Below are 19,201 nucleotides of genomic sequence, written 5' to 3'. Positions count from 1 at the left end.
ATCAGGAAGCGGTCGTGCCGAAGAACCAGTAGCAGACGAAGATCGCGGCCACCACACCGGCAAACTCGGCCAGCAGTGCGCAACCCACCGCATGGCGAGCGCGCTGAATGCCCACGGCGCCGAAGTACACCGCGAGCACGTAGAACGTGGTTTCGGTGCTGCCCTGAATCGTTGCGGCGGCCAATGCCGCGAAGCTGTCGACGCCTTGGGTCTGCATGGTTTCGATCAACAGGGCACGGGCGGCGCTACCGGAGAAGGGTTTGACCATCGCGGTCGGCAACGCATCGACGAAGCGTGTATCCAGCCCCAGCCACTGCACCACATGGCGAATGCCTTCCAGGCCAAAGTCCAGCGCGCCGGATGCGCGCAGTACGCCCACTGCGCAGAGCATGGCGACCAGATAAGGCAGCAGGCTCTTGGCGACGTCGAAGCCTTCCTTAGCACCTTCGACGAAGGCCTCGTAGACCAGTACCTTGCGTAGCGTGCCGATGATCAGAAACATCATGATCAGGCCGAACAGCGTGAGGTTGCCCAGAATGGACGACAGTCCCGCCAGCGCAGCTGCCGACAGTGTGCCGAGAAAGGCCATGAAAGTACCCAGCAGCAGGGCGCCGGGGATCAGGTAAGCGAGTACCACCGGGTCCCAAAGCCGCAGGCGCTGCATGAACGCCACCGACAACAGGCCAACGATGGTCGAGACGCTGGTGGCCAGCAGAATCGGCAGAAATACCAGGGTGGGGTCGGGAGCACCCTGCTGGGCGCGGTACATGAAGATCGTTACCGGCAGCAGTGTCAGCGAGGAAGCGTTGAGCACCAGAAAAAGGATCTGCGCATTACTGGCGGCGGTCTTGCTCGGGTTGAGTTCCTGTAGCGAGCGCATGGCTTTCAGGCCAATCGGCGTGGCGGCGTTGTCGAGACCCAGCGCATTGGCGGCGAAGTTGAGGGTAATCAGCCCCAGTGCCGGGTGGCCGGGCGGCACTTCCGGCATCAGGCGCAGAAACAGCGGGCCGAGAACCTTGGCCAGCCAGTCGACGATGCCCGCCTTCTCGGCGATGCGCAAAAAGCCCAGCCACAGCGTCAGTGTGCCGAACAGCAGCACCATGACCTCGACCGACAATTTGGCCATGGCGAATATACTTTCGACCATCGCCGCAAAAATGCCGGCGTTGCCGCCCACCAGCCACTGCACTAGCGCGGAAATCGTCGCCACGACAAAAAAACCAAGCCACAGGCCATTAAGCATCGGATAAGTCCCTCACAAGATGCGGCGATGATAGCGGCGGGGTGCGCTGGAGGGAAATCGGCGGAGGCCGTACGGCGCAATCAAGAGCGGACGCAGAGCGTTCAGAACGACATTCGACGCGGAGCGTCGCACGATAGTAGGCGTCATCGTTCCTCACGCTCCAGCGTGGGAATGCCGTGGGTGACGCTCTGCGTCACAAATCTGCGCTGCGCCGCACACTCAAGAGCGGACGCAAAGCGTCCAGAACGGCATGCGACGCGGAGCGTCGCACGATAGTAGGCGTCATCGTTCCTCACGCTCCAGCGTGGGAATGCCGTGGGTGACGCTCTGCGTCACAAATCTGCGCTGCGCCGCGCAATCAAGAGCGGACGCAGAGCGTTCAGAACGACATTCGACGCGGAGCGTCGCACGATAGTTGAATGGTCGTTCCTCACGCTCCAGCGTGGGAATGCCGTGGGTGACGCTCTGCGTCACAAGTCTGCGCTGCGCCGCACACTCAAGAGCGGACGCAGAGCGTTCAGAACGGCATGCGACGCGGAGCGTCGCACGATAGTTGAATGGTCGTTCCTCAGGCTAAAGGAATGCCTTGGTTGTATTCAGCGCCCGGCCAGCAGTTCCTGACCGCGGACCACGGCGGCGCGGACCTGTTCGGGTGCGGTGCCGCCGATGTGGTTACGGGCGTTGACCGAGCCTTCCAGGGTCAGCACGGCAAACACGTCCTGCTCAATCTGGTTACTGAACTGACGCAGTTCTTCCAGGCTCATTTCTGCCAGGTCCTTGCCGGTTTCCACGCCATATTTCACGGCATGACCAACGATCTCGTGGCAGTCACGGAACGGCAGACCACGGCGCACCAGATAGTCGGCCAGATCGGTCGCGGTCGAGAACCCGCGCAGCGCGGCTTCACGCATGATCGCGTGCCTGGGTTTGATTGCCGGGATCATGTCGGCAAACGCACGCAGCGAATCGCGCAGAGTGTCGGCAGCATCGAACAGCGGTTCCTTGTCTTCCTGATTGTCCTTGTTGTAGGCCAGAGGCTGGCCTTTCATCAGGGTCAGCAGGCCCATCAGGGCACCGAACACACGGCCGCTCTTGCCGCGTACCAGTTCAGGCACATCAGGGTTTTTCTTCTGCGGCATGATCGAGCTGCCAGTACAGAAGCGATCCGGCAGATCAATGAACTGGAACTGCGCACTGGTCCAGAGCACCAGCTCTTCGGAGAAGCGCGACAAGTGCATCATCGCGATGGACGCGGCCGAGCAGAATTCGATGGCGAAGTCGCGATCCGATACGCCGTCCAGCGAATTACCGCCCACGACATCGAAGCCCAGCAGTTTGCAGGTCAGTTCGCGGTCGATCGGGTAGGTGGTGCCTGCCAGCGCAGCGCTGCCCAGAGGCATGCGGTTGAGACGCTTGCGGCAGTCGACCAGACGCTCGTAGTCGCGGCTGAGCATTTCGAACCAGGCCAGCATATGATGACCGAATGTAACGGGCTGGGCAGTCTGCAAATGGGTGAAACCGGGCATGATGGTTTCAGCTTCGCGCTCGGCCTGGCCCAGCAGGCCTTGCTGCAGACGCGTGATTTCGCTCAGGATCAGGTCGATTTCGTCGCGCAGCCACAGACGGATATCGGTGGCGACCTGATCGTTGCGGCTGCGACCGGTGTGCAGCTTCTTGCCGGTGATACCAATGCGATCGGTCAGGCGTGCTTCAATGTTCATGTGCACGTCTTCCAGATCGACGCGCCACTCGAAATTGCCGGCCTCGATCTCGGCCTGGATGGTGTTCAGGCCGTCAACGATGGTGTCACGCTCGGCGTCGGTCAGAACGCCCACCTTGGCCAGCATCGTGGCGTGGGCGATGGAGCCCATGATGTCGTGGCGATACAGACGTTGATCGAAGGTGACGGAGGCAGTGAAACGCGCGACAAACGCGTCGACGGGTTCACTGAAGCGGCCGCCCCAGGACTGATTGGTCTTGTCGGTGCTCATGGATTCGCTCGTTGCTAACAGAAAGTGGCGTGCCCGTTACCTGGCACAAGGGCGATTGCGATGATAACAGGGTTGATGCATTTTTATCCCCGGACAGCTTGCCGCTGACGAGGCCAGGGCAGAGACTGGAGGCATGCGAATCGAACCTGTGAAACACGAAGCCCGGCCTGTGCCCGGCAAAGACTTTTTCCTCCCGGAACTGTGCCTGCCGCAGGCATTGCTGGTGCTTGTCGTTCTGGCGGAGCTGCTGGTGCTGGTTCTGGTGCTGGTAGAACCGATGCGTACCGGCTTCGACTGGGTACGTCTGGCGCTGATGTCGCTGTTCGTGCAATGGATCGTGCTGCTGTCTGCAGCGCTGCTGTGTGGTTTGCGGCCATGGCTGGCGCGCCTGACGCCTGGGCTGGCAGGCATGCTCAGTTGCCTGCTGGTGGTCGGCCTGACGTTGCTGTGCACAGCCGTCACCGATGTCTGTCAGCTCACCGGACGGATTTCAATCGGCGGGATGGTCGAGCGCTACCTGCGCTACTCGACAATTGCGTTGATCATGTCCGCACTGATGCTGCGCTATTTCTATTTGCAGAGTCAGTGGCGCAAGCAGCAACAAGGCGAGCTGCGCGCGAGGATCGAATCGCTGCAGGCGCGAATCCGTCCGCACTTTCTGTTCAATACCCTCAACAGCATTGCCAGCCTGGTTGCCAGCAACCCGGTCAAGGCAGAGCAGGCGGTACTCGACCTTTCAGACCTGTTTCGCGCCAGTCTGGCCAAGCCCGGCAGCCTGGTAACGTGGGGCGAAGAGCTGGCATTGGCAAAACGATATTTATCGATTGAGCAATATCGTCTTGGCGAGCGTCTACAGTTGGACTGGAGGGTGAGTGCAATTCCCGATGACTTGCCGATTCCCCAGCTAACCTTGCAGCCATTACTTGAAAACGCTTTGATTTATGGCATTGCTCCGCGAGTCGAGGGGGGCGTTGTAACGGTCGAAGCGAACTATGAAGGGGGAGAGTTCATATTGAGCGTCAGTAATCCCTATGAAGAAGTTGCCAATCGGCAGACTTCCAACGGTACTCAGCAGGCTCTGACGAATATAGGCGCACGTATTGCGGCACTTTTTGGCCCGCACGCCAGTCTGAGCGTGGAGCGCCGTGACGGTCGTCACTACACCTGTCTACGCTATCCTTGTGCGAGACTCACGCAGGAAGCCAGAGCTATATGAATGTCCTGATCGTTGATGACGAACCCCTGGCCCGCGAGCGATTGAGCCGCATGGTCAATGAGATTGAGGGTTATCGAGTACTGGAACCCAGCGCCTCCAATGGTGAAGAAGCCTTGGCGCTGATTGAAACTCACAAACCGGACGTGGTGCTGCTCGATATCCGCATGCCGGGTCTCGATGGCCTGCAGGTTGCAGCGCGACTGTGCGAGCGGGAAGCGCCGCCTGCGGTGGTGTTTTGCACTGCCCACGATGAATTCGCCCTGGAAGCTTTTCAGGTCAGTGCAGTCGGCTATCTGGTCAAGCCTGTGCGTTCCGAGCACCTCGTCGAAGCATTGAGGAAAGCCGAGCGGCCAAACCGCGTGCAACTGGCGGCGTTGACGCGTCCGGCTGCTGAAAGCGGATCGGGCCCACGCAGCCATATCAGCGCGCGGACTCGCAAGGGTATCGAACTGATTCCACTCGATCAGGTGATCTACTTCATCGCCGATCATAAATACGTGACCTTGCGTCATGAGGGTGGCGAAGTGCTGCTGGACGAGCCGCTCAAGGCGCTGGAAGACGAATTCGGCGACCGTTTCGTGCGTATTCACCGCAATGCACTGGTGGCCCGCGAGCGAATAGAACGGTTGCAGCGCACGCCGCTGGGGCATTTCCAGCTGTTTCTCAGAGGGCTTAATGGCGATGCGTTGATCGTCAGTCGCCGCCATGTAGCCGGTGTACGCAAGATGATGCAGCAGCTCTAGCGCCTCGCCGCTCTGGAGCCTCTGGGCCCAGACCGAGTCATGGAACGGGAGAGAATTCCGGCTCCATGTGCTTTTCGGCTGGCCTACGCGCAGCCTTTCCCATGCGCCCCTCAGCCACTGCCGATTGATTGATCGGCTCAGTGTCTGACGCAAGTTTCAATCAGCGCCGAAGCCGCCCTGACCGGGATTGAGCTGTTATTATCCGTCGCATTCACTCAGTACGGATTGTTCAATGTCCTCTCGCGAAATCCGCATCGCCACGCGCAAAAGTGCGCTGGCACTCTGGCAGGCAGAATACGTAAAGGCCCGTCTCGAACAGGCTCATCCCGGCCTGCTCGTGACGCTGGTGCCCATGGTCAGTCGTGGTGACAAGCTGCTCGACTCCCCACTGTCGAAAATCGGCGGCAAAGGTCTGTTCGTCAAGGAGCTGGAAACAGCGCTTCTGGAAGACAACGCCGATATCGCCGTGCATTCGATGAAAGACGTGCCGATGGACTTTCCACAAGGCCTGGGCCTGTTCTGCATCTGCGAGCGCGAAGACCCACGCGATGCGTTCGTGTCCAACACCTTTGCCAGCCTGGACGAACTGCCAGCTGGCAGCATCGTCGGCACCTCCAGCCTGCGCCGTCAGGCGCAATTGCTGGCACGCCGCCCCGATCTGCAGATCCGCTTCCTGCGTGGCAACGTCAATACACGCCTGGCCAAGCTCGATGCCGGCGAGTACGACGCCATCATTCTTGCCGCTGCGGGCCTGATCCGCCTGGGCTTTGAAAATCGTATCACCTCGGCAATCAGCGTCGACGACAGCCTGCCTGCGGGCGGGCAGGGCGCGGTGGGTATCGAATGCCGCAGCGTCGATGCCGAAATTCATGCCTTGCTTGCACCTCTGCATCACGAAGACACCGCCGTGCGCGTGATTGCCGAACGCTCGCTGAACAAGCACCTCAACGGCGGCTGCCAGGTGCCTATCGCCTGTTACGCCGTGCTGGAGGGCGATGACGTCTGGTTGCGCGGGCTGGTGGGCGACCCGGCCGGGAGTGTATTGCTGCACGCCGAAGCCCGCGCGCCACAGACATCCGCCCAGGCGCTGGGTGTGCAGGTGGCCGAAGCACTGCTGGCGCAGGGTGCCGCCGACATTCTGAAAGCGGTGTATGGCGAGGCCAACAACGAATGAGCACCTGGCGCCTGTTGCTGACCCGCCCGGCCGAAGAATCGGCAGCGCTGGCAAAAGTGCTGGCCGAGGCCGGTATCTTCAGCAGCAGCCTGCCTTTGCTCGAGACCGAGCCATTGCCCTTGACGCCTGCACAGCGTTCGATCATTTTCGAGCTGCTCAATTATTGTGCAGTGATCGTGGTCAGCAAACCTGCGGCGCGGCTGGCTATCGAGCTGATCGACGAAGTGTGGCCACAGCCACCCATGCAACCCTGGTTCAGTGTGGGTTCAGCAACCGGGCAGATACTGCTTGATTACGGGCTCGATGCGAGCTGGCCGGAGCAGGGCGATGATAGCGAAGCCTTGCTCGAGTTGCCGCGCTTGAAACAAGCGATTGCCGTACCGGGAAGCCGTGTGCTGATCATGCGCGGCGACGAAGGACGCGAACTGTTGGCCGAGCAATTGCGCGCATTGGGGGTGGGAGTTGACTACCTGCCGTTGTATCGTCGCTACCTGCCGCAGCATGCCCCCGACGCCGTGCCGCAACGTGTTGCGGTGGAACGCTTGAACGGGCTGGTGGTCAGCAGTGGGCAGGGTTTTGAACATTTGCTTCAGCTGGCGGGTGATTCTTGGCCAGACCTGGCCGATTTGCCACTGTTCGTACCAAGCCCCCGGGTGGCCAGCATTGCGCAGGCAGCTGGAGCCCGGACCGTTATTGATTGTCGTGGTGCCAGCGCCACGGCATTGCTGGCAGCGTTGCGGGATCAACCTCAGCCTGCCGTCAAGGCGTAATGATCGACACTTGTCGTTTACGCTATTACGCCAAAATGCAAAGGATGGGATACGTGAGCGAAACAGCCTTGCCTAAAGACGAAGAATCGGTGTTGAAAACGCCTGCACCCAAGCCTGACCCAGTACGTGCCGAGCGCACCGGCAGCCGCAGCAGTGGCTTGGTATTCCTGGCCTTGCTGCTCGGTATCGCTGGTGTCGCGGTCGCAGGCTGGGGAGTCTGGCAACTGCGCATGCTGCAAGCCGGCCACCAACAGCAGCGCGGCCAGGTTGAAGACATCGCCGAGCAGACGCTGGTACTGGCTCAGAATGATCAGCAGCTGAGCGCACGCCTTGCGCAATTCCCGCCTGCCGATCAGTTGGCAGACAGCAGACGTCTGGTCGCGCAATTGCAAGGCGATCAGCAGCGTCTCAGCCAGCGACTCGAAACCGTGCTGGGCGCGAGCCGCAAGGACTGGCGCCTGGCCGAGGCCGAGCATTTGCTGCGTCTGGCCAGCCTGCGTCTTTCAGCGCTGCAGGACATCAACAGTGCTCAGGCGCTGGTTCAGGGTGCCGACGAAATTCTACGTGAGCAGGACGATCCCGGCTCCTTTGCCGCCCGCGAGCAACTGGCCAGGAGCCTTGCCGCCTTGCGCAGCGTTGAGCAGCCAGACCGCACCGGACTGTTCCTGCAACTGGCCGCCCTACGCGAACAGGCTGAGCAACTCAACAAGCTGGCACCTGAATACGAAGACAAGGGCGAGTCTCTTCTGGGCCTGACCGCCGACAAGACTGAACAAAGCCGGTGGACGCAGTGGTGGGACGAAATTTCCCACTATTTCCGTATCGATTTCAACGCCGACAAGGATATACGCCCGGTATTGGCAGGCCAGAGCCTTTCCCAAGTGCGCCTTGCCCTGAGCCTGGCGCTGGAGCAAGCGCAATGGGCGGCGCTCAACGGCGAACCGCAGGTCTACACCAAGGCCATTACCGAAGCGCAGAGCGTTCTGAAGGCCAACTTCGATCAGGACGACCCTCAAAGCAAAGTGCTCGGCCAAGGGCTTGAGGCGCTGGCCAAACAGCCCGTATCGGTCAAGACCCCTGATCTGGCGCAGAGCCTGAGCTCGGTGCAGGCCTACCTTGAACGCCGTCATGCCGCGGGCCAGCCAGCCGAGGCGCAACAGGGGACCAGCCGATGAAGCGCTTTTATGTGCTGTTGTTCATCGCTATCGCCGCTGCGGCGCTGATTGGTGTCGCCATCGCCGAGCATTCCGGCTACGTGCTGATCGCCTATCAGAACTTCCGCTATGAATCGAGTCTATGGGCAACGCTGGCATTGCTGGTCGCAGTTCTGCTGGTAATCGCCCTTCTCAGGCTGGTCATCACGCTGCTGACGACGTCAGGCCGCGTGGTCAACCCATGGTCGCGTCGTAACCGCCGTCGCCGTGTGCAACTGGCTATCGAGCATGGCCAGATGGACCTTGCCGAAGGACGCTGGGCCAGTGCACAACGTCATCTGCAACGGGCGGCCGAAGCCGATGCCCATCCATTGCTTTACTACATTGGCGCCGCCCGCGCGGCCAATGAGCAGGGGCGTTACGAAGACTGCGATGCCTTGCTGGAGCGTGCGCTGGAGCGTCAGCCGCAAGCCGAGCTGGCAATTGCCCTGAATCACGCTCAACTGCAACAGGATCGTGGCGACACCGAAGGTGCGCTCACCACGCTGCTGGCAATGAAAGAGCGTCATCCACATAACCCTCAAGTGCTTCGCCAGTTGCAGCGGCTCTATCAGCAACGTGGCGACTGGTCCGATGTTGTCCGTCTGATGCCGGAACTGCGCAAGGACAAGGTCCTGCCAGCCAAGGAGCTTGCCGAGCTGGAGCGCCGCGCCTGGGGCGAGAACCTGACCCTGGCGGCCTACCGCGATGGTATCGAAGGCTCACCCACCGGGTTGCCTTCGCTGGAAAGCGCCTGGCAAGGACTCGGCTCCGCACAGCGTCAGGAGCCGCAACTGGTGCTGGCGTATGCCGATCAATTGCGTCGTCTGGGCGCCGAAGCTCAGGCTGAAGAGGTGCTGCGTAGCGCCCTCAAGCGCGAATACAACAGCCATCTGGCGCGTCTGTATGGCTTGGTGCGCGGCGGCGATCCGCTGAAGCAACTGCAAACGGCAGAAGGCTGGCTCAAGCATCATCCTGCCGATCCAAGCCTGTTGCTGAGCCTGGGGCGTATCTGCCTGCAAGGCCGATTGTGGGGCAAGGCGCGGGATTATCTGGAGAGCAGCCTGCGTCTGGAACGCAATCCCGAGACCTGCGCAGAGCTGGCTCGTCTGCTGGCCCAGCTGGGTGAGACGGATCGCAGCAATACGCTGTTTCAGGAAGGCCTGGGCCTGCTTGACGAACGCTTCCTGTCGCGCCCTGTGCCTGTGTTGACCAAAGCATAAAGCTGCCGGAGAGCCCCGCGCGAGGGCTCTCCATGCTGTCTCGAAGACCATCAGAAAATAGTGCGTGAGAATCTTCCTACGCCGATGTGTAAAAGAACCACGTAGTAGTGTGTTTGTTTTCGCAGGTAAACAGCGACGTATCCGCACGCCGCCACCTTGAATGCGCCGCACCCTTTCCTCTACCGTAATCGCCTCGTCCTTTGTTACGGATTTGCCATGTATCTGGCTCGCACACGCTTCCTGTTTTTCCTGGCATCGCTGGCCTGTGCATCAATCATTGGCACCGCCTTTTATCTGCAGCAAACCTTCGGCCTCGACCCTTGCGTCCTTTGCCTGATACAACGCGCGGCAATCATCGCCTGCGGTGTGTTGGCATTGTGCGCTGCCTGCCACGCTCCCGGCCCGACAGGCATGCGGCGCTACAGCCTGGGCTTTCTGCTGATCGCGCTGACAGGGCTTGTTACGGCAGGCGCTCAGGTATGGCTGCAAACCGCCTCGGCAGATCAATTGATACCTTTCATTACCAGACTGGAGCATCTGTTAAGCCTGCTCTCACTGGACATGTGCATTGACCGGCTGCGAAGCGATGCAATGTTTTGCGCAGAAATCACCTGGACCCTGTTCGGTATAAGCCTGCCAGAGTGGAGTCTGCTGGCATTTACCGGCCTTGCGCTGTTACCCCTGTATCCTCTTTTCAGCGAATTCAGCCACTGGCTGGCGACCAAAGATCGGGCCAGGTATTAAACGCTTGTATGAACTTTATCTCCTGCGTACCTTGAAGGCCTTGTCGAGCGGGCATAATCTGGCCCGCACGCGTCACTGGAAATATGCTGTCCTGGCGCATCTATCAGGCCGGGTACAGGCTAACCGCCAGGACCGGCCCAGGACTGCATGCCCCTGAAGGGAAGAGAGAAGACCATGCTGGAAAGTTGTCAGAATGCTCAGGAACGCTGGGGCGGAGTCAATAAGCTGATTGATCGCTGGCTTCAAAGCCGCCTCGAACTGGTCGAAGCCTACGATGCGCTGGGCGACACGCCCCAGGCTCTGGCAGCCGACCGTGAAGGCTTGCAGAACTTCTGTGGAGTTCTTGTCGATTACGTCTCGGCCGGCCACTTTGAGGTCTATGAACAGCTGGGTGATGAAGCCCGTGCGTTCAACGACGAGCGTGGGCTCGAGCTGGCTGACACGATCTACCCGCGCCTGGACGTCATTACCAAGTTTGCGTTGACGTTCAATGATCGTTGCGACAAGGGCGACTGCTCGGACGCTACGGTGGTGGCCAAGGAATTCAACCAGCTGGGGCAACTGCTGCACGAGCGCTTCGAGCTGGAAGACTGCCTGATTGAAGTGCTGCACAACTCCCACAAGGAAGAGATCGCCGCGCAGGTGTGACCGCTCGCGTGCATAGGCTACAAACCGCAAGGGTGCTTTTGCACCCTTTCGCGTTTCTGGATTCCGGATTTACATCCGCTTACTGTGAAACGGCAATCAGCTCGATTTCAAATACCAGCGGAGTGAACGGATCGATCAGGTCGCCAGCACCCTCAGCGCCGTAGGCTTGATCCGAAGGAATCACCAGTCGCCATTTCGCGCCGGTCGGCATCGTCTGCAATGCGCTGGTCCAGCCGCTGATCACGCTGTCGAGCCGGAACCATTGCGGCTGGGTGCTCTGATCGAAGATCGTGCCGTCCGGCAAACGACCCACATAGCGCACTTCAACCCTGCCATTGGCATCAGGTTTGGGGCCCGTGCCAGGTGTCAGCTCGGTCATGAGAATCCCGTCCGCCAATACCTTCACACCCGGCTTGGCCTTCTCGCTGTCCATGAACGTGCGCTCTGCCTTCAGGGCTGCTTCGGTAGGCGCGTCTGTGCCTGCGGTCTCGGCCTGCGCGATTGCGGCGTCATGCTCACGCAGGACCTGGTCGATACGCTCCTGCTTGAGCGCCAGCGGCTTGCCCTGATAAGCCTGTTTCAGACCGTCGACAAGTGCCTTGAGATCAAGGTCAGGCACTTCCTGATGCAAGCGTTCACCCAGGCTTGCACCCAGGCTGTAGGCAAGATCATGACCATCATCGGCCGCCGCAGGTGGTGCTTCGGCAGCTTGAGCCAGGGGTAGCAAGAGGAACAACGACGTTAACAGGTAGCGCGACATTAATGCTCTCCGGCCTGGGAAGGCAGCGATTATGCCAGCGCCAGCGCGTGTAGTGACGAGTCTTGCCAAGTGAATTTCACAATGCCTGTGCATCGTGTCAGGCAATCATTTTTTGCAGTATGCAACAGCGCCCCCTGGATGCTGTCAAGATGCGCTAGCGGCGATGCGCGCAGAAGCCTAGTATGAGCCGCAATTTCGTCACCCAGGAGGTAAGTCATGTCGGCCAAAAAGAAGCCAGTAAATACTCCGTTGCATTTGCTTCAACAATTATCGGGCAGCTTGCTTGAACATCTGGAAGACGCCTGTTCCCAAGCCTTGGCTGATGCCGAGAAACTGCTCGCCAAGCTTGAGAAACAACGCGGCAAGGCGCAGGAAAAACTGCACAACTCCCGCATCAAACTGCAGGACGCTGCCACCGCCGGAAAATCCAAGGCACAGGCCAAGGCCAAAGACGCCGTTTCCGAGCTGGAAGAGTTGCTCGATGCTCTCAAGGATCGCCAGACCGAAACCCGCACCTACATTCTGCACCTCAAGCGCGATGCCCAAGAGAGCCTGAAGCTGGCCCAGGGTATCGGTCGCGTGAAAGAGGCGGTCGGCAAGATCCTCACCACTCGCAATGCCAAGCCTGCTGCCCCTAAAGCCGCCGCCAAAGCAGCGACTGCCGCTACAGCAAAAGCACCCGCAAAAACCGCAGTAAAAGCGGCCGCTGCCAAGCCAGTCGCCAAAACTGCAGCCAAACCTTCGTCGGTCGCCAAGCCTGCAGCCAAACCTGCGGCAACCAAGGCCCCGGTCAAAGCTGCCGCCAAACCTGCCACCCGGGCAGCGGCAGCAGCCAAGCCCGCCGCGGCAAAAACAGCCGCCGCCAAGCCAGTTACGGCTAAACCTGCCGCCACCCGGCCGGCTGCCAAAGCGGCTGCGGCCAAGGCACCTGTCGCCAAAACGACGGCAAGCAGCGCTGCCAAACCAGCAGCAGCAAAAACTCCGGTAGCCAAACCAGCGGCCAAAGCCCCGGTAAAAGCGCCCGCGAAGGCCGCGACCAAAGCACCAGTCAAGGCACCTGTGAAAGCAGCAGCCAAGCCTGTCGCAAAACCTGCGGCCAAGCCAGCAGCGAAGCCGACCGCCGCCAAACCGGCTACGCAAGCGCCTGCTGCCGCTGCAAAGCCGACGACGCCTGCACCTGCTGCGCCAGCCGCCGCACCGGCAACACCTGCCAACGGCGCAACGCCAACCAGCGCTTCCTAAGTCTGGTCGACGGCAAGATCAACCGCGATGCGCAGCACCTGCAGCGCATCGCGGTTTTTTTCTGCCTCTCCGTCAGCGAGCTCTATCAGCCATTCCTCTGCATTTCTCGCCTCACCCGCTGGCCAGTCTCCCGTCAGTGCCTCAAGCTTCAGCATCAGACTCTGTTCGGCCTCCAGCTCCAGCGTCTTGACCTTCATTCGCAACGTCATCAGCACCGCGTCCTCAAGCGCTGCATTGCGCCATTGGTTACGCAAATCCCGCAGCGGACGCACCACTTCATCGTGCCAGGGGGTCGCCAATTGCCTTATTTGCGTTAATCGCTGCGCATTGCACGCCACTTCGCGCGTGCCGAGCCAGACCCCGCAAAGCACCATGCACACGTTGGCCCCGTTGGCTTGCAGCGTCAGACAAGCCTGCTCTACACCCGGACGGGCGTAGAAATCGAGGGTGAAACTCCAGAGCGCTGAAGGCATAGTGATCCACCTGTTCAGGACGAAGCTGGTAGACTCCGCCGCCATTATGATTCGACTTCAAAGCCTTACCTTACAGCGTGGTCCGCAACGTCTGCTAGAAGACGCCGAGCTGACCCTGCACGCCGGCCATAAAGCCGGCCTGATCGGTGCCAATGGCGCCGGTAAATCCAGCCTGTTCGCCTTGCTGCGTGGCGAGCTGACGCCCGACGCCGGTGACTGCCTGCTGCCCGCCGACTGGCGTATCGCGCATATGCGTCAGGAGGTCGACACCCTTGAGCGCCTGGGCGTGGACTACGTGCTCGACGGCGACGAGCGCCTGCGCGAGGTTCAGCATCTGCTGGCCGAAGCGGAAGCCGCGCAGGACGGCGCTGCTCAGGCGCGTCTGCATTCGGAGCTCGACAGCGCCGACGGTTATACCGCAGACGCGCGGGCGCGCAAGCTGCTGGCCGGGCTGGGTTTCACCAACGAACAGATGGAACGTCAGGTCGGCAGTTTCTCCGGCGGCTGGCGTATGCGCCTGAACCTCGCGCAGGCGCTGATGTGCCCGTCGGACCTGTTGCTGCTCGACGAACCGACCAACCACTTGGACCTCGACGCCATTCTATGGCTTGAAGACTGGCTCAAAAGCTACCCCGGCACCTTGCTGCTGATTTCTCACGACCGGGATTTTCTGGACGCTGTGGTCGATCACATCGCTCACGTCGAGCAACGCAAGATCACCCTCTATCGTGGCGGCTACAGCGCGTTCGAGCGCGCTCGTGCCGAACGTCTGGCCCAGCAGCAACAGGCCTACGAGAAGCAGCAGGCGCAACGCGCGCACATGGAAAAGTACATCGCGCGCTTCAAGGCCCAGGCTACCAAGGCCCGTCAGGCACAAAGCCGGATCAAGGCGCTGGAGCGCATGGAAGAGCTGTCGGCCGCGCACGTCGACTCACCGTTCAACTTCGTTTTCCGCGAGTCCGACAAGATCTCCAGCCCGTTGCTGGATCTGTCAGACGCGCGTCTGGGTTACGGCGACAAGACCATCCTCGAGAAGGTCAAGCTGCAACTCACGCCGGGCGCGCGCATCGGCCTGCTGGGCCCCAACGGCGCGGGCAAGTCGACGTTGATCAAAAATCTGGCTGGCGAGCTTGAGCCGCAGAGCGGTCGACTGGTTCGAGGTGAAAACCTCACCGTCGGCTACTTCGCCCAGCATCAGCTTGACTCACTGGATGCGAAGGCCACGCCATTGCTGCACTTGCAGCGTCTGGCACCTACTGAACGTGAACAGACACTGCGCGACTTCCTCGGCGGCTTCGATTTCCGTGGCGCGCGCCTGGATGAGCCCGTGCTGAATTTCTCCGGTGGCGAGAAAGCCCGCTTGGCGCTGGCACTGATCGCCTGGGAAAAGCCCAACCTGTTGCTGCTCGATGAACCGACCAACCACCTCGATCTGGAGATGCGTCTGGCGCTGACCATGGCCTTGCAGGAGTTCGGTGGCGCGGTACTGGTGGTGTCTCACGATCGGCACTTGCTCAAGAGCACCACCGATGACTTCCTGCTGGTGGCTGACGGCCGCGTACAGGAGTTCGACGGCGATCTGGATGACTACACGCGCTGGCTGGCCGATTACCGCCTGCGCAACGCGCCGGTCAGCACCACGCCAGTCAACGCCGACAAGACTGACAAGAAAGCCCAACGTCAGCAGGCAGCGGCCTTGCGTCAGCAACTGGCGCCACACAAGCGTGAAGCCGACAAGCTGGAGCGTGACCTTGGGCTGGTGAATGAAAAACTCGCCAAGGTCGAGGAAGCGCTGGCGGACAGCACCAACTACGAGGCGGCCAACAAGGACAAACTGCGCGACCTGCTGGCCGAGCAGGCCAAGCTGAAAGTGCGTGAGTCCGAGCTGGAAGACGCCTGGATGCAAGCGCTGGAACTGCTGGAGTCCATGCAGGCCGAACTGGAAGCATTGTCGTGAGCGAGGCAGGGAAGTGATGGACATGTTGGGCCTGCCGGTATCCGCGTACTGGCTTGAACCGCTGCTGGTGGGTGCGCAGATTCTGCTGATCCTGTTGGCCGGTTACGTATTGCAACGCATCGTGGGCGGTTTTCTGACCGGTCTGGGCGAGCGTTATCCGTTGCCGCCAGAGCTGCTGGTGCCGGTGCGTGGCGGCTTGCGCTGGTTGATCATGGGCAGCGCGTTTGTTCTCGTCCTCGGCCGCCTCGGAGTTTCGGCCACGGTGCTGTGGACGGCACTGTCCGGCTTTGTAGCCGTCGCGGCGGTGGCGTTCTTCGCCATGTGGAGCGTGCTGTCGAACCTGCTCTGCGCCATTTTGATCTTCACCATCGGCCCGTTCCGCATCGGTGACATGGTCGAGCTGGTCGATACGCTGGACAAGCCCGGGGTAAAAGGTCGCGTGGTCGCTATCAATCTGATGTTCACCACCCTGATCGAGACCCCGGAAGCCGGTGGCGCGTTGGTTCAGGTGCCCAACAGCCAGTTCTTCCAGAAGTCGGTCCGGCGCTGGCGCGGCAGTGATCTGTTTCCACAGATGGTGGTTGCGAAGCAGCCTGACGAGCAGGATTAAAAATAGTTAGCCTTCCAAAGCGTTAACCACTAATTTATCGGGCATTCGACTTTGCTTGAGGTGTGTGATGGCGCTTGAAACGTGGCTGGGCTTCTTTGCAGCCTGCTGGATTATCAGCCTTTCCCCTGGCGCAGGCGCTATCGCCTCCATGTCCTGCGGCCTGCAATACGGTTTCCTGCGCGGCTACTGGAATGCCCTGGGGCTGCAAATTGCGTTGGTGGCGCAGATCGCGATTGTTGCTGCCGGGCTCGGCGCGGTATTGGCAGCTTCCGAGATGGCCTTCACGTTGATCAAGTGGTTCGGCGTGGCGTACCTGGTCTATCTGGGCATCAAGCAATGGCGCGCATTGCCTGCTGACCTTGGCGACGAGTCTGCCGTGCGCCCTGTCGGCAAACCGATGACGCTGGTGATCCGCGGTTTTCTGGTCAATATCAGCAACCCCAAGGCTCTGATCTTCATGCTGGCGATTTTGCCGCAATTCATCGAACCGGCTGCTCCACTGCTCATCCAGTACGCCATTATCGCGGCGACCATGGTCGTGGTCGATCTGATCGTGATGGCCGGCTACACCGGGCTGGCGTCGAAGGTGCTGCGCATGTTGAAGACACCTCGCCAGCAGCGTCGCCTGAATCGTACGTTTGCCAGTCTGTTCGTAGGGGCCGCGGGGTTTCTGGCCACGCTGCATCGCGGTACGGCGTAAATCTGCCAACCTCTTCAAGCCTTTGAACGGGCAAACGTCCTGTTCAAAGGTTATCTGAAAGCCGAATGTAAGATTCAGTAACAAAAATAGACCTCGACTCTTGAGTAGTGCTCTTGCGGCGTTAACAATGCACCGCATCGCACTCCTGTAGAGATTCTGCAATGCCCCTCCGTTCTCGTTTCCTTGCCTGGCTGCTGATACCGCTACTGGCGCTGTGCAGCGGCGTCACGCTGGCTGATCCTGTCGAGGGCGCAGCCCAGGCGTTGCATCTGCTGGATTATCTGGGTGCCGACTATCCGGCCACTGTGGCGGATGGCAAGGTCGTGAATAGCGCCGAGTATCAGCAGCAGGTCGACAACCTGGCGGCGCTGCAAAGCCTCGTCGTGGCCCTGCCGCAACGCGCAGAGCGTGCTGACCTGGAACGGGCCGTGACGCAGCTGAAAAGCGCCGTAGCGGGTCGACAGGACGGTGTACAGGTTGCGCATCAGGCGCGGCAGTTAAGTGCGAAGCTCGCACTTGCCTACGAAGTCAGCCAGGCCCCGGCCATTACTCCGGACCCGGCCCGTGGTGCGCCCCTTTACGCTCAGCATTGCTCGGTCTGTCATGGCGATAGCGGCGCAGGTGATGGCCCGGCAGGCATCGGCCTGGAACCGCCTCCCTCGAACCTGCGTGACACGGCACGGCTGGATCGCCTGAGTCTTTATGATCTCTACAACGCGACCGGGCTGGGCATCGCCGGTACCGATATGCCCGCATTTGCCGACCAGCTGGACGACCGCCAGCGCTGGGACATCGCGACCTATATCGCCAGTTTCAGTGCACAACCGGTTGCCAACCCAGCCAAGACCTTCAACATCGCTGACCTGGCTCGTCAGACACCTGCCGAAGTTCAGGCAGCCGAGGGTGCGGATGCCAGCGCAACCTTCCGTGTCCAGCGCGCGCAGCCGCCACAGGTGCAGCGCGGCCCGGCGCAACTGCTGGATTACACCAGTGTAACGCTGGACAAAAGCCTGGCTGCCTACAAGGCCGGTGATCGCGAGCAGGCCTATGACTTGTCGGTGGCAGCGTATCTGGAAGGTTTCGAACTGGTCGAAAGCTCGCTGGATAACGTAGACGCCAATGTGCGCAAGGACACTGAAAAAAGCCTGATGGCTTACCGACAGTCCTTGCAGGACAGCCTGCCGCTGGCGCAGGTTGCCCAAAAGCTGGAAGCGGCCAAAGGCAAGCTCAAGGAATCGGCGGGGCTGTTGGGCAGCGATGGTCTGAGCCTGTCGCTGAGCTACGTTTCGGGCCTGTTGATTCTGCTGCGTGAAGGACTGGAAGCGATTCTGGTACTGGCGGCGATTCTGGCGTTTCTGCGCAATACCGGCCAGCAGTCTGCGGTGCGCAGCGTCAACATCGGCTGGGGTCTGGCTTTGCTGGCCGGGCTGGGCACCTGGGCGCTGGCGGCGTATGTCATCGACGTCAGCGGCGCACAGCGTGAATTGCTGGAAGGTGCCACCGCGCTGTTTGCCAGCGTAATGGTGCTCTGGCTTGGTGTGTGGATGCACGACCGTCGTCATGCCGCCGCATGGCAGGACTATGTCAAAAGCAGTCTGGTCGGCGGCGGTGGTCGTTTCGGCTTCGCGGTGCTGGCGTTCTTCTCGGTGTATCGCGAGCTGTTCGAAGTCATCCTGTTCTATGAAACCCTGTGGTTGCAGGCAGGACCCGCCGGGCACGATGCCGTGCTGGCGGGTGGTGCCACGGCGCTGGTGCTGCTCGTGGGCCTGGCATGGGTCATCCTGCGCGGTTCGGCGAAGCTGCCGCTGTCGCTGTTCTTCGGTATCAACGCTGCGCTGCTGTGCGCGCTGTCAGTGGTGTTTGCCGGTCACGGCGTCAAGGCGCTACAGGAAGCGGGCATATTCGGTACCAGGCCCGTGCCGTTCTTCGAGTTCGACTGGCTGGGTATCCACGCCGACCTGTACTCGCTGAGCGCACAGGCCATTGCCCTGATCGCCATTGCGGTGCTGTACGGCAGAAGCCGTCTGGCAGAGAAACGCAGGCTTCAGGCAGCAGGCTGAGACATCGGCTTCTTCATGGGCAAGCGGTGCGCGCCGCTTGCCTGCATGAACGAGTCGATACCGTTCCAGCCTGTTACTCGCGTGTTTTAACTTCCTGTACAAACAACCACCTGCCATTTCTGTCAGTAGACGCATTTTTAGTCGCGCCCTACTGTAGGGAAACACCAACTCGGCTGCCGGGTAATGGCGCATTTACCTGAGAACGAGGTGGGTGATGGCAAAGTATGAGATACGGTTGTGGGCTGAAGATATCGAGCAACATAACCATCCTGTAATAGCCATCCAGTTTTATGAGGACGACGACCTGCAAGAACAAGCCTGGGTCAGGCTGCACCCGCACGGAAATCACAAGATTTTCGGCGAGCTGGGCAGGGATGAGGAAGTGCTGACGGTTCTGGCGCTAGCCTTCAGGAAGAAGGTGGCTGAATTGGCCGATTGGTAATTTCTGTCGCTG

18 protein-coding genes are annotated in these 19,201 nt (G+C 60.5%); 14 read left to right on the top strand and 4 right to left on the bottom strand.

Going from position 1 to position 19,201, the window contains the following annotated elements; all coding sequences use genetic code 11:
• Window position 1 precedes the first annotated feature (1 nt).
• Complete coding sequence (locus tag AC4ANE_RS00330; RefSeq protein WP_002551377.1) at window positions 2–1,243, bottom strand: nucleoside recognition domain-containing protein; 1,242 nt, start codon at window positions 1,241–1,243, stop codon at window positions 2–4.
• A 596-nt stretch (window positions 1,244–1,839) separates the two neighbouring features.
• The gene (gene argH / locus AC4ANE_RS00325; RefSeq protein ID WP_002551376.1) at window positions 1,840–3,234 is read right to left on the bottom strand and encodes an argininosuccinate lyase; all 1,395 of its coding nucleotides are present in this window, start codon (window positions 3,232–3,234) and stop codon (window positions 1,840–1,842) included.
• Window positions 3,235–3,367: 133 nt separating this feature from the next.
• On the opposite strand from argH, the gene AC4ANE_RS00320 reads away from it, so the two are divergent.
• The 8 genes from AC4ANE_RS00320 to AC4ANE_RS00285 all read left to right on the top strand — a co-directional run bounded on the left by AC4ANE_RS00320 (window position 3,368) and on the right by AC4ANE_RS00285 (window position 10,945).
• A complete protein-coding gene (locus AC4ANE_RS00320; protein ID WP_002551375.1) occupies window positions 3,368–4,450 on the top strand; it encodes a sensor histidine kinase in 1,083 nt (360 codons plus the stop codon).
• Window positions 4,447–5,193, top strand: a complete 747-nt coding sequence (locus AC4ANE_RS00315; RefSeq protein WP_002551374.1) for a LytR/AlgR family response regulator transcription factor — start codon at window positions 4,447–4,449, stop codon at window positions 5,191–5,193. The genes AC4ANE_RS00320 and AC4ANE_RS00315 overlap by 4 nt, the downstream gene beginning before the upstream one ends.
• A 232-nt stretch (window positions 5,194–5,425) precedes the next feature.
• Window positions 5,426–6,367: a hydroxymethylbilane synthase gene (hemC, locus tag AC4ANE_RS00310; protein ID WP_002551373.1), complete on the top strand. Its 942-nt coding sequence runs from the start codon at window positions 5,426–5,428 to the stop codon at window positions 6,365–6,367.
• Window positions 6,364–7,137, top strand: a complete 774-nt coding sequence (locus tag AC4ANE_RS00305) for a uroporphyrinogen-III synthase (RefSeq protein WP_002551372.1) — start codon at window positions 6,364–6,366, stop codon at window positions 7,135–7,137. The genes hemC and AC4ANE_RS00305 overlap by 4 nt, the downstream gene beginning before the upstream one ends.
• Window positions 7,138–7,190: 53 nt before the next feature.
• A complete protein-coding gene (locus tag AC4ANE_RS00300; protein ID WP_002551371.1) occupies window positions 7,191–8,312 on the top strand; it encodes a uroporphyrinogen-III C-methyltransferase in 1,122 nt (373 codons plus the stop codon).
• Entirely contained in the window at window positions 8,309–9,553 is a 1,245-nt protein-coding gene (locus tag AC4ANE_RS00295; protein WP_002551370.1) for a heme biosynthesis protein HemY, read from the top strand. Before AC4ANE_RS00300 ends, AC4ANE_RS00295 begins: the two co-directional genes overlap by 4 nt.
• 216 nt (window positions 9,554–9,769) lie before the next feature.
• Window positions 9,770–10,297: a disulfide bond formation protein B gene (locus AC4ANE_RS00290; protein ID WP_005732781.1), complete on the top strand. Its 528-nt coding sequence runs from the start codon at window positions 9,770–9,772 to the stop codon at window positions 10,295–10,297.
• Window positions 10,298–10,471: 174 nt separating this feature from the next.
• Window positions 10,472–10,945, top strand: coding sequence for an Rsd/AlgQ family anti-sigma factor (locus tag AC4ANE_RS00285; RefSeq protein ID WP_002551368.1), 474 nt, complete (start codon window positions 10,472–10,474; stop codon window positions 10,943–10,945).
• Window positions 10,946–11,024: 79 nt separating this feature from the next.
• Here the strand turns inward: AC4ANE_RS00285 and AC4ANE_RS00280 are convergent, their stop codons facing one another.
• Window positions 11,025–11,705, bottom strand: a complete 681-nt coding sequence (locus tag AC4ANE_RS00280; protein ID WP_002551367.1) for an FKBP-type peptidyl-prolyl cis-trans isomerase — start codon at window positions 11,703–11,705, stop codon at window positions 11,025–11,027.
• A 216-nt stretch (window positions 11,706–11,921) separates the two neighbouring features.
• On the opposite strand from AC4ANE_RS00280, the gene AC4ANE_RS00275 reads away from it, so the two are divergent.
• On the top strand, window positions 11,922–12,947 hold the full coding sequence (locus AC4ANE_RS00275; protein ID WP_031597442.1) for an AlgP family protein: 1,026 nt from the start codon (window positions 11,922–11,924) through the stop codon (window positions 12,945–12,947).
• On the opposite strand, the gene AC4ANE_RS00270 is transcribed toward AC4ANE_RS00275, so the two are convergent.
• Entirely contained in the window at window positions 12,944–13,420 is a 477-nt protein-coding gene (locus tag AC4ANE_RS00270; protein ID WP_002551365.1) for a TIGR02444 family protein, read from the bottom strand. The genes AC4ANE_RS00275 and AC4ANE_RS00270 overlap by 4 nt on opposite strands.
• A gap of 46 nt (window positions 13,421–13,466) precedes the next feature.
• Between AC4ANE_RS00270 and abc-f the strand changes: the two genes are divergently transcribed.
• The 5 genes from abc-f to AC4ANE_RS00245 all read left to right on the top strand — a co-directional run bounded on the left by abc-f (window position 13,467) and on the right by AC4ANE_RS00245 (window position 19,189).
• A complete protein-coding gene (abc-f, locus tag AC4ANE_RS00265) occupies window positions 13,467–15,377 on the top strand; it encodes a ribosomal protection-like ABC-F family protein (protein WP_031597441.1) in 1,911 nt (636 codons plus the stop codon).
• A 16-nt stretch (window positions 15,378–15,393) separates the two neighbouring features.
• Window positions 15,394–15,987 carry a mechanosensitive ion channel family protein gene (locus tag AC4ANE_RS00260; RefSeq protein ID WP_002551363.1) on the top strand — a complete coding sequence of 198 codons (594 nt, stop codon included), beginning with the start codon at window positions 15,394–15,396 and terminating at the stop codon, window positions 15,985–15,987.
• Between the two features lie 67 nt (window positions 15,988–16,054).
• Complete coding sequence (locus AC4ANE_RS00255) at window positions 16,055–16,687, top strand: LysE family transporter (protein ID WP_002551362.1); 633 nt, start codon at window positions 16,055–16,057, stop codon at window positions 16,685–16,687.
• Window positions 16,688–16,848: 161 nt separating this feature from the next.
• On the top strand, window positions 16,849–18,747 hold the full coding sequence (locus AC4ANE_RS00250) for a cytochrome c/FTR1 family iron permease (protein ID WP_010210925.1): 1,899 nt from the start codon (window positions 16,849–16,851) through the stop codon (window positions 18,745–18,747).
• Between the two features lie 214 nt (window positions 18,748–18,961).
• Window positions 18,962–19,189, top strand: a complete 228-nt coding sequence (locus AC4ANE_RS00245; protein WP_002551360.1) for a hypothetical protein — start codon at window positions 18,962–18,964, stop codon at window positions 19,187–19,189.
• The last annotated feature ends 12 nt before the right edge of the window (window positions 19,190–19,201 follow it).

The sequence above is a fragment of the Pseudomonas sp. Pme6b genome, assembly GCF_058129925.1.
This window is presented reverse-complemented; position numbering and strand designations above follow the sequence as displayed.